Origin of the sequence: Microbacterium sp. SLBN-111 (assembly GCF_049739645.1) — a bacterium.
Classification (GTDB): Bacteria; Actinomycetota; Actinomycetes; order Actinomycetales; family Microbacteriaceae; genus Microbacterium.
The window spans coordinates 3,306,643-3,319,385 of the sequence record NZ_JBMGQH010000001.1 but is presented as its reverse complement, the minus strand read 5'-3'; the positions used below and the strand labels follow the sequence as shown (position 1 = coordinate 3,319,385).

Annotated in this window: 9 protein-coding genes and 1 pseudogene; 3 read left to right on the top strand and 7 right to left on the bottom strand. The window is 70.7% G+C overall.

Annotation, left to right across the window (positions count from 1 at the left end):
• Positions 1-44: 44 nt before the first annotated feature.
• The 5 genes from dxs to dut all read right to left on the bottom strand — a co-directional run bounded on the left by dxs (position 45) and on the right by dut (position 6,944).
• Entirely contained in the window at positions 45-1,994 is a 1,950-nt protein-coding gene (gene dxs / locus RKD05_RS15475) for a 1-deoxy-D-xylulose-5-phosphate synthase (protein WP_424711219.1), read from the bottom strand.
• A 164-nt stretch (positions 1,995-2,158) separates the two neighbouring features.
• Positions 2,159-4,990 carry an aconitate hydratase AcnA gene (acnA, locus tag RKD05_RS15470; RefSeq protein WP_424711217.1) on the bottom strand — a complete coding sequence of 944 codons (2,832 nt, stop codon included), beginning with the start codon at positions 4,988-4,990 and terminating at the stop codon, positions 2,159-2,161.
• Positions 4,991-5,125: 135 nt separating this feature from the next.
• Positions 5,126-5,875: a DUF3159 domain-containing protein gene (locus RKD05_RS15465; RefSeq protein ID WP_424711215.1), complete on the bottom strand. Its 750-nt coding sequence runs from the start codon at positions 5,873-5,875 to the stop codon at positions 5,126-5,128.
• Complete coding sequence (locus RKD05_RS15460; RefSeq protein ID WP_424711213.1) at positions 5,872-6,492, bottom strand: DUF3710 domain-containing protein; 621 nt, start codon at positions 6,490-6,492, stop codon at positions 5,872-5,874. Before RKD05_RS15460 ends, RKD05_RS15465 begins: the two co-directional genes overlap by 4 nt.
• Positions 6,489-6,944, bottom strand: a complete 456-nt coding sequence (dut, locus tag RKD05_RS15455; protein WP_022880324.1) for a dUTP diphosphatase — start codon at positions 6,942-6,944, stop codon at positions 6,489-6,491. Before dut ends, RKD05_RS15460 begins: the two co-directional genes overlap by 4 nt.
• 12 nt (positions 6,945-6,956) lie before the next feature.
• Here dut and RKD05_RS15450 point away from each other — a divergent pair, with 12 nt between their 5' ends.
• Entirely contained in the window at positions 6,957-7,448 is a 492-nt protein-coding gene (locus RKD05_RS15450; RefSeq protein WP_424711212.1) for a DUF3093 domain-containing protein, read from the top strand.
• On the opposite strand, the gene RKD05_RS15445 is transcribed toward RKD05_RS15450, so the two are convergent.
• Entirely contained in the window at positions 7,423-7,716 is a 294-nt protein-coding gene (locus RKD05_RS15445) for a DUF4193 domain-containing protein (RefSeq protein ID WP_022880322.1), read from the bottom strand. The two genes, RKD05_RS15450 and RKD05_RS15445, sit on opposite strands and share 26 nt — an antisense overlap.
• 222 nt (positions 7,717-7,938) lie before the next feature.
• Between RKD05_RS15445 and sepH the strand changes: the two genes are divergently transcribed.
• Positions 7,939-8,982 (top strand): septation protein SepH, encoded by a 1,044-nt coding sequence (gene sepH / locus RKD05_RS15440; RefSeq protein WP_424711211.1) that lies wholly within the window; start codon positions 7,939-7,941, stop codon positions 8,980-8,982.
• A gap of 9 nt (positions 8,983-8,991) precedes the next feature.
• On the opposite strand, the gene RKD05_RS15435 is transcribed toward sepH, so the two are convergent.
• Entirely contained in the window at positions 8,992-10,119 is a 1,128-nt protein-coding gene (locus tag RKD05_RS15435) for an alkaline phosphatase family protein (protein ID WP_424711210.1), read from the bottom strand.
• 70 nt (positions 10,120-10,189) lie between these two features.
• Between RKD05_RS15435 and RKD05_RS15430 the strand changes: the two are divergent.
• Positions 10,190-12,649 (top strand): annotated as a pseudogene (locus RKD05_RS15430) (DNA gyrase/topoisomerase IV subunit A).
• Positions 12,650-12,743 lie beyond the last annotated feature (94 nt).

The window sequence follows — 12,743 nt, the reverse complement described above, 5'->3', positions numbered from 1 at the left end:
GCGCCGTCCCCGAGGGGGCGGCGCCGCTGTCGTTGATGCAGGGCCTACGGGCGGGTCTTCTCCCACTCCTCCAGCGTCGGGATCGCGCCCGTGGGCGACTGCCGCGCCATCGGGATGCGCGTGCCGAGCACCTGGGCCACGACGTCATGGGCGATCTTGGATGCCGTGAGTCCGGCATCCTCCAGGATCTGCTCGCGCGTGGCGTGGTCGATGAACTCGTCCGGGATGCCGAGCTCGTCGACGGCCGTGTCGACGCCGGCCTCGCGCAGGACCTGGCGGACGCGGGTGCCGACGCCGCCGACGCGGATGCCGTCCTCGATCGTGATCACGAGCCGGTGCTCGCGGGCGAGGTCGACGATGGACGGCTGCACGGGGATCGCCCAGCGCGGGTCGACGACCGTGGCGCCGATGCCCTGGGCGCGGAGCCGCTCGGCGACCTCCATCGCGAGGTGGACCATCGGGCCGATGCCGACGAGCAGCACGTCGTCGGACGTGCCGCGCGCCAGGACGTCGACGCCGTCGGGGAGGCGCTCGATCGCGTCGAGGTCGGCGGGCACGCCGCCCTTCGGATACCGCACGACCGTCGGGGCGTCACCGACGGCGACGGCCTCGCGGAACTCCTCGCGCAGGCGCGTCGCGTCGCGCGGAGCAGCGATCCGGATGCCGGGGACCAGCTGCAGCATCGCGAGGTCCCAGATGCCGTGGTGGCTCGGGCCGTCGGGGCCGGTCACGCCGGCGCGGTCGAGCACGAACGTGACGCCGGCCTTGTGCAGGGCGACGTCCATCATGACCTGGTCGAACGCGCGGTTCATGAAGGTCGCGTAGATCGCGACGACCGGGTGCAGCCCGCCGAACGCCAGACCGGCAGCGGAGGCGACGGCGTGCTGCTCGGCGATGCCCACGTCGTAGACGCGCTCTGGGAAGCGCTCGGCGAAGGACTGCAGGCCCGTGGGGCGCAGCATCGCGGCCGTCATCGCGATGACGTCGTCGCGCTCGGCCCCCACCGCGGTCAGTTCCTCGGCGAACACGTCGGTCCACTGGGGGCCACCGCCCGATCCTAGGGCTTCGCCCGTGATCGGGTCGATCTTGCCGACCGCGTGGAACTGGTCCGCCTCGTCGCTGAGCGCCGGGGCGTAGCCGCTCCCCTTGTCGGTGATCGCGTGCACGATGACAGGGGCGCCGTACGACTTCGCGAGTTCGAGCGTCTCGATGAGCGACTCGAAGTCGTGCCCGTCGATGGGGCCGAGGTACTTGATGTCGAGGTTGCTGTATAGCGCCTCGTTGTTCGTGAAGCGGGACAGGAAGCCGTGAGTGCCGCCGCGGACGCCGCGGTAGACGGCGCGCGCCGCAGGCCCGAGGCGTCGGAACAGCGTGTCGGAGCTGCGGTGCAGGTGCCGGTACGCCTCGTTCGTGCGCACGCGGTTGAGGTAGCGGGCCATGCCGCCGATCGTCGGCGCGTAGGAACGGCCGTTGTCATTGACGACGATGACGAGGTTGCGGTCGTTGTCGTCGCTGATGTTGTTCAGCGCCTCCCACGTCATGCCGCCGGTGAGCGCGCCGTCGCCGACGACGGCGATGACGTGGCGGTCCTTGCGGCCCGTGCGCGTGAACGCCCGGGAGACGCCGTCGGCCCAGCTCAGCGAGCTCGACGCGTGCGAGGACTCGACGATGTCGTGCTCGCTCTCGGAGCGCTGCGGGTAGCCGGCGAGGCCGCCGCGCGACCGCAGGTTCGCGAAGTCCTGACGGCCGGTGAGGATCTTGTGCACGTACGACTGGTGGCCGGTGTCGAAGATGATCGGGTCGGCCGGCGAGTCGAAGACGCGGTGGAGGGCGATCGTCAACTCGACGACGCCGAGGTTGGGGCCGAGATGACCGCCGGTGCGGGCGACGTTCTCGACGAGGAACGAACGGATCTCGGCCGCGAGCTGGCGCAGCTGATCGGGGGTGAGACCGTCGAGGTCACGGGGACCGTGGATGCCGGGTAGGAGAGCCATGTGACTCCTCTCGTGCGGTGCGCACAGAGGTCTGCGCGTCTGTCGATTCTAGTCTCGGCGCCCGGAAGAGGCCCGGCAATGGCTTGCCAGCGAGCGATCGATGGTGTCGGGAAACGCAACCGCGCCCCGGGGGCCGAGGCTCCCGGGGCGCGGTCGATGCGGGGTCAGACGAGCGAACGCAGCACGTACTGCAGGATGCCGCCGTTGCGGTAGTAGTCGGCCTCACCGGGGGTGTCGATGCGGACCACGGCGTCGAACGTCACGGTCTGCTTGCCCTCGGGCGAGAACTCGCTCGGCTCGGCGGTGACCTTCACCGTCTTGGGGGTCACGCCCTCGTTGAGCTGCTCGAGGCCCTCGATCGAGACGATCTCGGTGCCGTCGAGACCCAGCGACTTCCAGCTCTCGCCGGCGGGGAACTGCAGCGGGACGACGCCCATGCCGATGAGGTTCGAGCGGTGGATGCGCTCGAAGCTCTCGGTGATGACGGCCTTCACGCCGAGCAGGTTCGTGCCCTTGGCCGCCCAGTCGCGCGACGAGCCGGAGCCGTACTCCTTACCGCCGAAGATGACCAGCGGGGTGCCCTGCGCCTGGTAGTTCTGGCTCGCGTCGAAGATGAACGACTGCGGGCCGCCGGGCTGCGTGAAGTCACGGGTGTACCCGCCCTCGACGACCTTGCCGTCGTTGACCGCGGCGGTCAGTTCGTTCTTCAGGCGGATGTTCGCGAACGTGCCGCGGATCATGACCTCGTGGTTGCCGCGGCGCGAGCCGTAGGAGTTGAAGTCCTTCTGCGCGACGCCGTGCTCGGTGAGGTACTGCGCGGCGGGCGTGCCCGCCTTGATGTTGCCGGCCGGGCTGATGTGGTCGGTCGTGACCGAGTCACCGAGGGTCGCCATGACCCGTGCGCCGCTGATGTCGGTCACCGGCGACGGCTCCATCGACATGCCGTCGAAGTACGGGGCCTTGCGGACGTAGGTGGAGTCGGCATCCCACTCGAAGATCGGGCCGGTCGGGGTCGGCAGATTCTTCCAGCGCTCGTCGCCCTCGAACACGGTTGCGTACTGCTGGATGAACTGCTCGCGCGAGATCGACGCGTCGATGATCGACTGCACCTGGTCGGGCGCCGGCCAGATGTCCTTCAGAAAGACGTCGTCGCCGTTCTGGTCCTTGCCGAGCGGGTCGGTCTCGAAGTCGAAGTTCATCGAGCCGGCCAGCGCGTAGGCGACCACCAGCGGCGGGGAGGCCAGGTAGTTCATCTTCACGTCGGGGCTGATGCGCCCCTCGAAGTTGCGGTTGCCGGAGAGGACGGCCGTGACGGCGAGGTCGTTCTCGTTGATCGCCGCGGAGACCTCCTCGATGAGGGGGCCGGAGTTGCCGATGCAGATCGTGCAGCCGTAGCCGACGGTGTAGAAGTCGAGACCCTCGAGCGCCTTGTCCAGGCCCGACTTCTCGTAGTAGTCGGTGACGACCTTCGAGCCGGGGCCGAGCGTCGTCTTGACCCACGGCTTGCGCTTGAGGCCCTTGTCGACGGCGTTCTTGGCGAGCAGACCCGCCGCGATCATGACCGAGGGGTTCGACGTGTTCGTGCACGAGGTGATCGCCGCGAGCGTGACGGCACCGTTGTCGAGCAGATACGACTGGCCCTCGGGTGTCGTGACCTTGATCGGCTTCGACGCGTTGGCCGGGTGACCCGAGGAGATCAGGACCTCGCCGGTGTGGGTGTGCTCGTCTCCCGGCACGGGGCCGGGGTCGGACGCCGGGAACGACTGGTCGCTCTCGAGGTCGACGATCGAGTCCGAGGTCACGGCGGCGTAGTTGACAATGTCCTTCTCGAACTGCGACTTCGCCTCGGACAGCAGGATGCGGTCCTGCGGACGCTTCGGGCCGGCGATCGAGGGGACGACCGTCGAGAGGTCGAGTTCCATGTACTCGCTGAACACGAGCTCGCGGGCCGGGTCGTGCCAGAGCTTCTGCTCCTTGGCATACGCCTCGACGAGGGCCACGGTCTGCTCATCGCGACCGGTGAGACGCAGGTACTCGAGCGTGACGTCGTCGATCGGGAACATCGCCGCGGTCGAGCCGAACTCGGGGCTCATGTTGCCGATGGTCGCGCGGTTCGCGAGCGGGACGGATGCCACGCCCTCGCCGTAGAACTCGACGAACTTGCCCACGACGCCGTGCTTGCGGAGCATGTCGGTGATCGTGAGGACGACGTCGGTCGCGGTGACGCCGGCGGGGATCTCGCCGCTCAGCTTGAAGCCGACGACGCGCGGGATGAGCATCGACACGGGCTGGCCGAGCATCGCGGCCTCGGCCTCGATGCCGCCGACGCCCCAGCCCAGGACGCCCAGGCCGTTGACCATCGTGGTGTGCGAGTCGGTGCCGACGCAGGTGTCGGGGTAGGCGCGCAGGACGCCGTCGACGGTGCGGTCGTAGACGACCTTGGCCAGGTGCTCGATGTTGACCTGGTGGACGATGCCGGTGCCCGGCGGGACGACCTTGAAGTCGTCGAAGGCGGTCTGGCCCCAGCGGAGGAACTGGTAGCGCTCACCGTTGCGCTCGTACTCGATCTCGACGTTGCGCTCGAGGGCGTTCTCGCTGCCGAAGAGGTCGGCGATGACGGAGTGGTCGATGACCATCTCGGCCGGGGAGAGCGGGTTGATGCGGTTGGGGTCGCCGCCGAGTGCCGTGACCGCCTCGCGCATGGTGGCGAGGTCGACGATGCAGGGGACGCCAGTGAAGTCCTGCATCACGACGCGTGCGGGCGTGAACTGGATCTCGGTGTCGGGCTCGGCATCCGGGTTCCAGGAGCCGAGGGCGCGGATCTGCTCCGCGGTGACGTTGGCGCCGTCCTCGGTGCGGAGGAGGTTCTCGAGCAGCACCTTGAGGCTGAACGGGAGCTTCTCGTACCCGGCGACGGTGTCGATGCGGAAGATCTCGTAGTCGGTGCTGCCGACTGTCAGGGTGCTCTTGGCACCGAAGCTGTCAACCGTGGACACGATCGTCTCCTTCGTCGGCGAATGCGCAGGCGTCGGCCCGCCATCCCCATCTTCCCCTCGCGGTTCGGAGGATGCCAGGAAGGCCGACCTAACCGTGCGGGGAGGGGGATTTATCTTGATATCAAGATAAATATATCAGGATTCGCGCTTCGGGGAGAGTGCGCGCACGGCGAGCCACGTGACCGCGACCATCGGCGCGAACAGCGGCAGACCCATGATGATCTTGAGCGTTCCGAGCGCCGTGACGTCGCCGGCGAAGTAGAGCGGCAGCTGCACGACGAGGCGCGCGGCGAACAGCGCCGCCCACCCCAGCGACAGCAACGAGTACACGCGCCGCTTGCGCTTGTCGGTGCGCCAGGCCGTCCCCTCGCCGAGCAGGTATCCCGCGATGAGACCGATCAGCGGCCAGCCCACGAGGACCGACACGAGGAACGCCGCACCGTAGGCGCCGTTCGTGAAGAACCCGAAGACGAAGTTGTCCTGCCCGCGGCCGGTGAACAGCGTCAGGACCGCCGCGGCCACGGTCGCGAGGAGCCCGCCGATCGCGGCGCTCGGCGGCGACTTGGCCACCAGCCGCGCGATCGTGAAGACGAGCGCGAGGCCCCCCGAGACCCCGAGGCTCAGGGGCAGATTGCCCTGGTGGGTCTCGGGGTCGCTCGTCACGGTGAAGAGCACGACGAACGCGAGCGACGGCAGGACGGATTCCAGGATGCCGCGCCACCCGCCCATCGCGGCCCACACGGCCGCGCCGGTCGAGGAGTGCTTCGACGGGTCCAGGCCCGCGCGGCGGGCGGCATCGCCGAGCGCCGCCGAGAGGCTGTCGGCCGCGGAGGGCGGCTCGAGCGGGACGCGGTCGGCGTCGTCGGGTCGCGCCGGCTCGGTCATGCCGTGCCGGGGGTGGTCGGCATCCGGAGGGGGATCAGATCGCGCGGGGGCATGGGCGATCCGCCACGCACGACGACGATCGAGCGGAACAGGTCTTCCACCGCCGCGGCGGCCTCGACGTCGGAGGTCGCCGCTCCGCCGATCACGCCGCGGAGGAACCACCGCGGGCCGTCCACGCCGACGAACCGGGCGAGACGCTTGGTGGCGCCGTCAGGGCCGGCCACGACCGGAACCTCGGCGAGGAGTTCGGGGCCGAGGGGGCCCTCGCGCTCCTCGACGCGCCCTCCCTGCTGCTTCACCTGCTGCCGGATCTGCTCGCGGGTCTCCTCCCACAGGCCGCTCGAGCGCGGCGCGGCGAAGGGCTGCACCTGCAGCGTGGAGTCCGCGTAGTCGAGGCCGACGGCGACGATGCGCTTGGTCTGCTCCTCGACCTCGAGGCGGAGGTTCAGGCCCTCGCGCGGGAGGATCTTGATGCCGCCCAGATCGATGTACGGGCGGACGGCGTTCGCCTCGGACTCGTCGAAGGGTCCGGTCGTCTCGCGATCCACCGGCCCGCTCTTGGGGGCAGGCGCCGCCTCGATCTCCTGATCGGTCTGCGGCTGGGCGTCGTCGGTCATCGGGTGCTCCCTGAAGGGGTCTGGTAGCCGCTGGATCCGAATCCGCCCTCGCCCCGCACGCTGTCGGGAAGGTCGTCGACGGGGAGGAAGCGAACGGGCGGGACGGGCATGACGATGAGCTGCGCGATGCGGTCGCCGACCGCGATCTCGTAGGCCTCGTCGAGGTCGGTGTTCAGCAGCGCCACCTTGATCTCCCCGCGGTAGCCCGCGTCGATCGTTCCCGGGGAGTTCACGATCGTGATGCCGTGCTTGGCGGCGAGGCCGCTGCGGGGGACGACGAACGCGGCGTACCCGTCCGGCAGCGCGATGCGGACTCCGGTGGAGACGAGGGCGCGCCGACCGGGCTCCAGTCGGACCGCTTCAGCGGCCACGAGGTCGGCTCCGGCGTCGCCGGGGTGGGCGAAGACCGGGGGCTCGGATGCGACAATGAGGACGTCCACCGTTTCGGTCACCCCACGAGGGTAATGCAGAAGAGGGGGTGCGGCATCCGCACCGGAATCGAGTACCGCGAACGCCTGAGCCCGTCGCTCTGGGCGCTCGTCGCGGCGGCGGTCTGCGGGCCGATGGCGGCCCTCGTGTTCACGCCCGTCGACACGACGCTGGCGCTCGTGATCGGGCTGCTGGTGTCCGTCGGGATCGTGGCGGCGCTGGTCGCCCTCTCCCCCGTAGTCGAGGTGCGCGACGGGGAGTTGCGGGCAGGCCGCGCGCACATCCCGGTGGATCTGCTGGGGGTGCCCTCGGGAGCCGTGGCCGAGGAGGCGCGTACGGCTCGCGGGAGTGGTCTCGACCGGCGCGCCTGGCACCTCATCCGGGGTGGGATCGACGGGATCGTCACGATTCCCGTGACCGATCCCGATGATCCGACCCCGTCGTGGGTGGTGTCCACCCGGACGCCGGACCGCCTCATCGCGGCGATCCAGCGCGCTCAGGTCAGGCTGCGCACTCCACGCAGATGAAGCCGTTGCCGCTCTCTTCGGCGATCTGAGAGCGGTGCTTGACGAGGAAGCAGTTCATGCACGTGAACTCGTCTTCCTGAGGGGGCAGCACGACGACGTCCAGTTCGATGTCGGACAGGTCGGCCCCGGGCAGTTCGAAGCCCGAGGGGTTGTCGGCATCCTCGTTGTCGATCGACCCCGACGTCTTGTCGGGCACGCGCTCCTTGAGGGCCTCGATCGACTCGCTGTCGTCCTCGGTCTTGCGCGGTGCGTCGTAATCGGTGGCCATGCGTGAGGGTCTCTACTTCCGGTTTTTCGTGGTGCATCGCCCGAACGGGCGGCCATAGTTTGCATGACCCGACCCCGATAAGCAAATGCTCTTCACGGGGTGTCGGCGGGGTGGCCGTGGGCTGCAGCGCGTGAAACTCGCGGCGCGCCCGCGTTATTCCCTGGTTCGGAGGCGGGGCCGTGACAGCATGGGCGTCGACCGCAGATCGGAGGGGTGTTTCGCATGGAACAGCTCAAAGTCATCGGAACCGAGGATGACGTCCTCGTCGTCGCGACCGAGACGGGCGAACGTTTCGCCCTGCCGCTCGACGAGGTGCTGCGCGCGGAGGCGCGCCGTGCGCGCCGTGGGCGCGAGCACGACGGCGAGCGTGCGCCCCGTCCGAGCCCGCGCGAGATCCAGGCGCACATCCGCGCCGGCCTCTCTGCGCGCGAGGTCGCGACGCTGCTGAACGCGCGCGTCGAGGACGTCGAGAGGTTCGAGGGCCCCGTGCTCGCCGAGCGCGAGCACATCGTCGCGCAGGCCCTCGCCGTGCCCGTGCTCCTCGGGGGCGCGCTCGAGCACGACGGTCCGATCACGTTCGGTGCCGCCGTGCGGGCCAAGCTCACCGAGGCCGGTGCGTCGTCCGAGCGCTGGACGAGCTGGAAGGAATCCTCCGGCTGGATGGTGAAGCTCGAGTTCACCGCGAACGGCATCGATCACGATGCGCGCTGGGGCTTCGACCCGCGTCGCAGCACGCTGTCGCCGCAGAACTCGGACGCGATCCAGCTGTCGCGTCAGGGCTCGCTCCCCGAGGGACTGATCCCGCGCCTCCGCGCGCTCGACACTCCCCTGCCCAAGGACGACTCCCGTTTCGACAGCGGCGCCTTCGGCCCGCGTCGCCTCGACATCGAGGACGAGCCCGGCGTCGAGGCCACCGGTCCCGTCGCGGCCGCCGTGCAGGCGGCGGCGATCAAGCGGGCGCCCGACGCTCCGGTCACCTCGTCGGAGACGGCCGACCTCCTCGAGGCGCTGCGTCGTCGACGCGGGCAGCGCGAACCGCTCCCGGGCGCCGCCGAGGCGCGCGAGCCCGAGCAGCGGACGCCCAGTGCGCCCGTCGCGCTGTTCGACGCCCTCGAGCCCGAGTACCGGGCCGAAGAGCCCGAGGCCGAGCCCGAGCGCACCCCCGCTCCCCCGGCATCCACCGATTCCGGTCGGCGCGCGAAGGGGCGACCCTCGATGCCGTCCTGGGATGAGATCGTCTTCGGGGCCCGCACCGACGAGAGCTGACGCGCGGCGTCAGGCGAATGCGCCGAGGCGCAGGAGGGGCACCGTGCGCTCCTCGTCGGTGAGCGAGCCGTGCTGGCCCACCATGCGCTGAGGGCGCTTGTCGCTCTCGCGGTCGTCGTAGTACGCGAATCGTCCGCGCGCGGCGACGAGCACGTCGCCGATGCGTTCGCGCACCTCGGGCGCGACGTGGCCGAACAGCCCTTCCGCGATCGCCTCGTCGCGTGTCAGCACCCAGGCCCGCGCCTGCTCCCGTTCGCGCCAGCGTGAGGCCACGGCATCCACTGTTCCGGGCGCGGTGTACAGGTGCAGCATGCGGGGCTCGCCGCCGACGATCTCGACGTCCTCCACGAGCGGATCGCCGTGCGTGAGCAGCACGTGCTTGCGCGCGGGGACGTCCACCATGCCGTGATCCGCCGTCACCAGCACGCCGGTGGCGGGGTCGATGGCGCCGGCGAGGTCGCGGGCGGCCGCGTCGACGCGCTCGAGGGCGTCTGTCCAGCGGTCGGACTCCCATCCGTCGCGGTGTCCGGCGCTGTCGAGGTCGGGCGCGTACAGGTAGACGAGGGCTCCGGGATGCCGGGCGGTGAGGTCGGCGGCGATGGCCGCGCGCTCGCGCACGTCGGTGGCGGACACGAACTCGGCGCCGCGCAACGTGGCTGTCGTGAAGCCGGTGCCGGTGTAGTCGGGCCGGGAGACGACGAAGACGGGACGCCCGCGCTCGGCCTCGATCTCGAACAGCGGACGGCTGCGCTGCCACGTCCGCGGGTCGAGGCCGTCGGTCTCCCAGCCGTGCAGCTGGTTCGCGGCGACGTTCGTGGCGGGGATCAGGGTGCGGTACCCGACGATCCCGTGCTCGCCCGGCTCGGTGCCGGTCAGCAGGCTCGTGAGGGCCGCGGCGGTCGTGGACGGGAACACGGTGCGGGCGACGTCGCGGCGCGAGCCGGCGGAGCCGAGGAACCGCGCGTGACCGCGGCGTTCGGCGAGATTGTGCGATCCGAGACCGTCGACGACGAACACCACGGCGCTGCGAGCGGGGGCGAACCACTCCGACCGGCCGTCGAGGGCGGCGATCGCCTCGGTCACCACACCGGTGAGGCTCCGGGCGCGCGGCGGGCCCGCCGGTAGGCTGAAAGACATCGGGGCCAGTCTTCCATACGACTTTCCGCCCCCGTCGAGATCGACGACCGCCCGACCCGAGGCCGCATCCATGCCCGATTCCCGTTCCGCCGCTTCCCCCGCACCCGAGCGCATCGAAGACGTCGATGTCTCGGCCGAGATGCAGGGGTCCTTCCTCGAGTACGCGTACTCCGTCATCTACTCGCGTGCGCTCCCCGATGCCCGCGACGGGCTGAAGCCCGTCCAGCGTCGCATCCTGTACCAGATGGCCGAGATGGGCCTGCGGCCCGACCGCGGCCACGTCAAGAGCGCCCGTGTCGTGGGCGAGGTGATGGGAAAGCTGCACCCGCACGGCGACGCCCCGATCTATGACGCGCTCGTGCGGCTCGCGCAGCACTTCTCGCTGCGCGTGCCCCTCATCGACGGTCACGGCAACTTCGGCTCGCTCGACGATGGCCCCGCCGCCCCGCGGTACACCGAGGCTCGCCTCGCCCCACCGGCGCTCGCTCTGACCGAGAACCTCGACGAGGACGTCGTCGACTTCGTGCCGAACTACGACGGGCAGTTCCAGCAGCCCGACGTGCTGCCGGCGGCGTTCCCGAACCTGCTGGTGAACGGCGCGACCGGCATCGCGGTCGGCATGGCGACGAACATGGCGCCCCACAACCTCATCGAGGTCGTGGGCGCCGCGACGCACCTCCTCCAGAATCCGGATGCCACGGTCGACGAGCTCATGGAGTTCGTGCCGGGCCCCGACCTGCCCTCCGGTGGCATCATCGTCGGCCTCGACGGCATCAAGGACGCCTACACGAACGGACGCGGGTCGTTCCCGGACGCGGGCGAAGGCGTCGATCGAGTCGCTCGGCCCCCGCCGCACCGGCATCGTCATCACGGAGCTTCCGTACCTCGTCGGCCCCGAGCGGGTGATCGAGAAGATCAAGGATGCCGTGCAGTCGAAGAAGCTCGCGGGCATCGCCGACGTCACCGACCTCAGCGACCGTCAGCACGGCCTGCGGCTCGTCATCGGCATCAAGACCGGGTTCGACCCGCAGGCGGTGCTGGAGCACCTGTACCGGCTGACCCCGCTCGAGGACTCCTTCGGCATCAACAACGTCGCGCTCGTCGACGGACAGCCGCAGACCCTCGGCCTGCGCGAGATGCTGCGGGTGTACCTCGACCACCGCATCCGCGTCGTCACCCGTCGCAGCGAGTACCGGCTGGCTCGCAAGCGGGAGCGGCTGCACCTCGTCGAGGGCCTCCTCATCGCGATCCTCGACATCGACGAGGTCATCCAGGTCATCCGCTCCTCGGACGACGGCGAGCAGGCGCGCACGCGCCTGCAGGAGGTGTTCGACCTCTCCCACCCGCAGGCCGAGTACATCCTCGAGCTGCGTCTGCGACGCCTGACGAAGTTCTCGCGCATCGAGCTCGAAGCCGAGCGCGACCAGTTGCAGGCCGAGATCGACCAGCTCGTCGAGCTCCTCGCCAGCGACGTCCTGCTGCGCGGCCAGGTGGCCAGCGAGCTCGAGTCCGCGGCCGAGGCGTACGGCACTCCGCGTCGCACGATGCTGCTGAACGGCGGACCGGTGCAGCCCCGGTCGGCCAAGGCCGCCGCGGCCGCCGACCTGCAGATCGCCGATGCCCCCTGCCGCGTGTTCCTGTCGGCCACGGGGCGCATGGTGCGCGCCGAGCTCACCGCCGATGCCCCGGGCGGCGGGGTCGTTCCGCCGACGCGGCGCGCCAAGCACGACGCGATCCGCTCCTCGGTCGACACGACGACCCGCGGCGACATCGGCGCGGTGACCTCCGCCGGACGCCTCGTCCGCTTCTCTCCCCCGTCGACCTGCCGTCGGTGCCCGGGAACGCGGTACAGCTGGCCGCCGGAACCAAGGTCGAGCAGTACCTCACCCTCGGCAAGGGCGAGCAGGTCGTCGCGCTCGTGCCGTTGACCGACGGCCCGCCCCTCGCGCTCGGCACGGCTCAGGGCATCGTGAAGCGGGTGGCTGCGAGCGAGCTCGGCACGAAGCCCGAGATCGAGATCATCGCCCTTCGCGACGGCGACCGCGTGGTCGGGGCGGCCCCGGCCTCGGACGCCGCGGAGCTCGTGTTCATCGCCGACGACGCGCAGCTGCTGCGGTTCGACGCCTCGTCCGTGCGGCCGCAGGGTCGCTCGGCCGGCGGCATGGCCGGCATCCGGCTGTCCGACGGTGCGCACGTGATCGCGTTCGCCGTCGTCGGCGGCTCGGCGTTCGACGCTGTCGTGGTCACGGTCGCGGGATCCACCGCCGCGCTGGCGGGGACGGATGCCGGGAGCGCCAAGGTCTCGGCCTTCACCGAGTTCCCCGCCAAGGGGCGTGCCACCGGCGGCGTGCGCGCGCAGCGCCTGCTGCGCGGCGAGGATGCCCTGACGCTCGCGTGGGTCGGGTCCGACCCGCGGGCCGTCGGCACGGACGGATCCGTGCGGACCCTCCCCGAGCCCGGCGCCAAGCGCGACGCCTCGGGTCAGCCGCTCGACGCGGTCGTGGTCGCGATCGGCACCGCCATCCGCTGACGTGCGGCGGCCGGGGCCGCGGTCTGCCGTCGTGCGCGGTTCGTTGGTGACACGCCGTGCGGGGGTGGGTGGGGCCGGCGTGTCGCCGGCGGAC

What these genes read in the sequence shown, in the direction of transcription:
- dxs (WP_424711219.1), bottom strand. Translation starts at nt 1,994, where the DNA reads ATGGCTCTCCTACCCGGCATCCACGGTCCCCGTGACCTCGACGGTCTC.
- RKD05_RS15450 (WP_424711212.1), top strand. Translation starts at nt 6,957, where the DNA reads ATGCAGAAGAGGGGGTGCGGCATCCGCACCGGAATCGAGTACCGCGAA.
- RKD05_RS15460 (WP_424711213.1), bottom strand. Translation starts at nt 6,492, where the DNA reads ATGACCGACGACGCCCAGCCGCAGACCGATCAGGAGATCGAGGCGGCG.
- sepH (WP_424711211.1), top strand. Translation starts at nt 7,939, where the DNA reads ATGGAACAGCTCAAAGTCATCGGAACCGAGGATGACGTCCTCGTCGTC.
- RKD05_RS15445 (WP_022880322.1), bottom strand. Translation starts at nt 7,716, where the DNA reads ATGGCCACCGATTACGACGCACCGCGCAAGACCGAGGACGACAGCGAG.
- RKD05_RS15435 (WP_424711210.1), bottom strand. Translation starts at nt 10,119, where the DNA reads ATGTCTTTCAGCCTACCGGCGGGCCCGCCGCGCGCCCGGAGCCTCACC.
- RKD05_RS15465 (WP_424711215.1), bottom strand. Translation starts at nt 5,875, where the DNA reads ATGACCGAGCCGGCGCGACCCGACGACGCCGACCGCGTCCCGCTCGAG.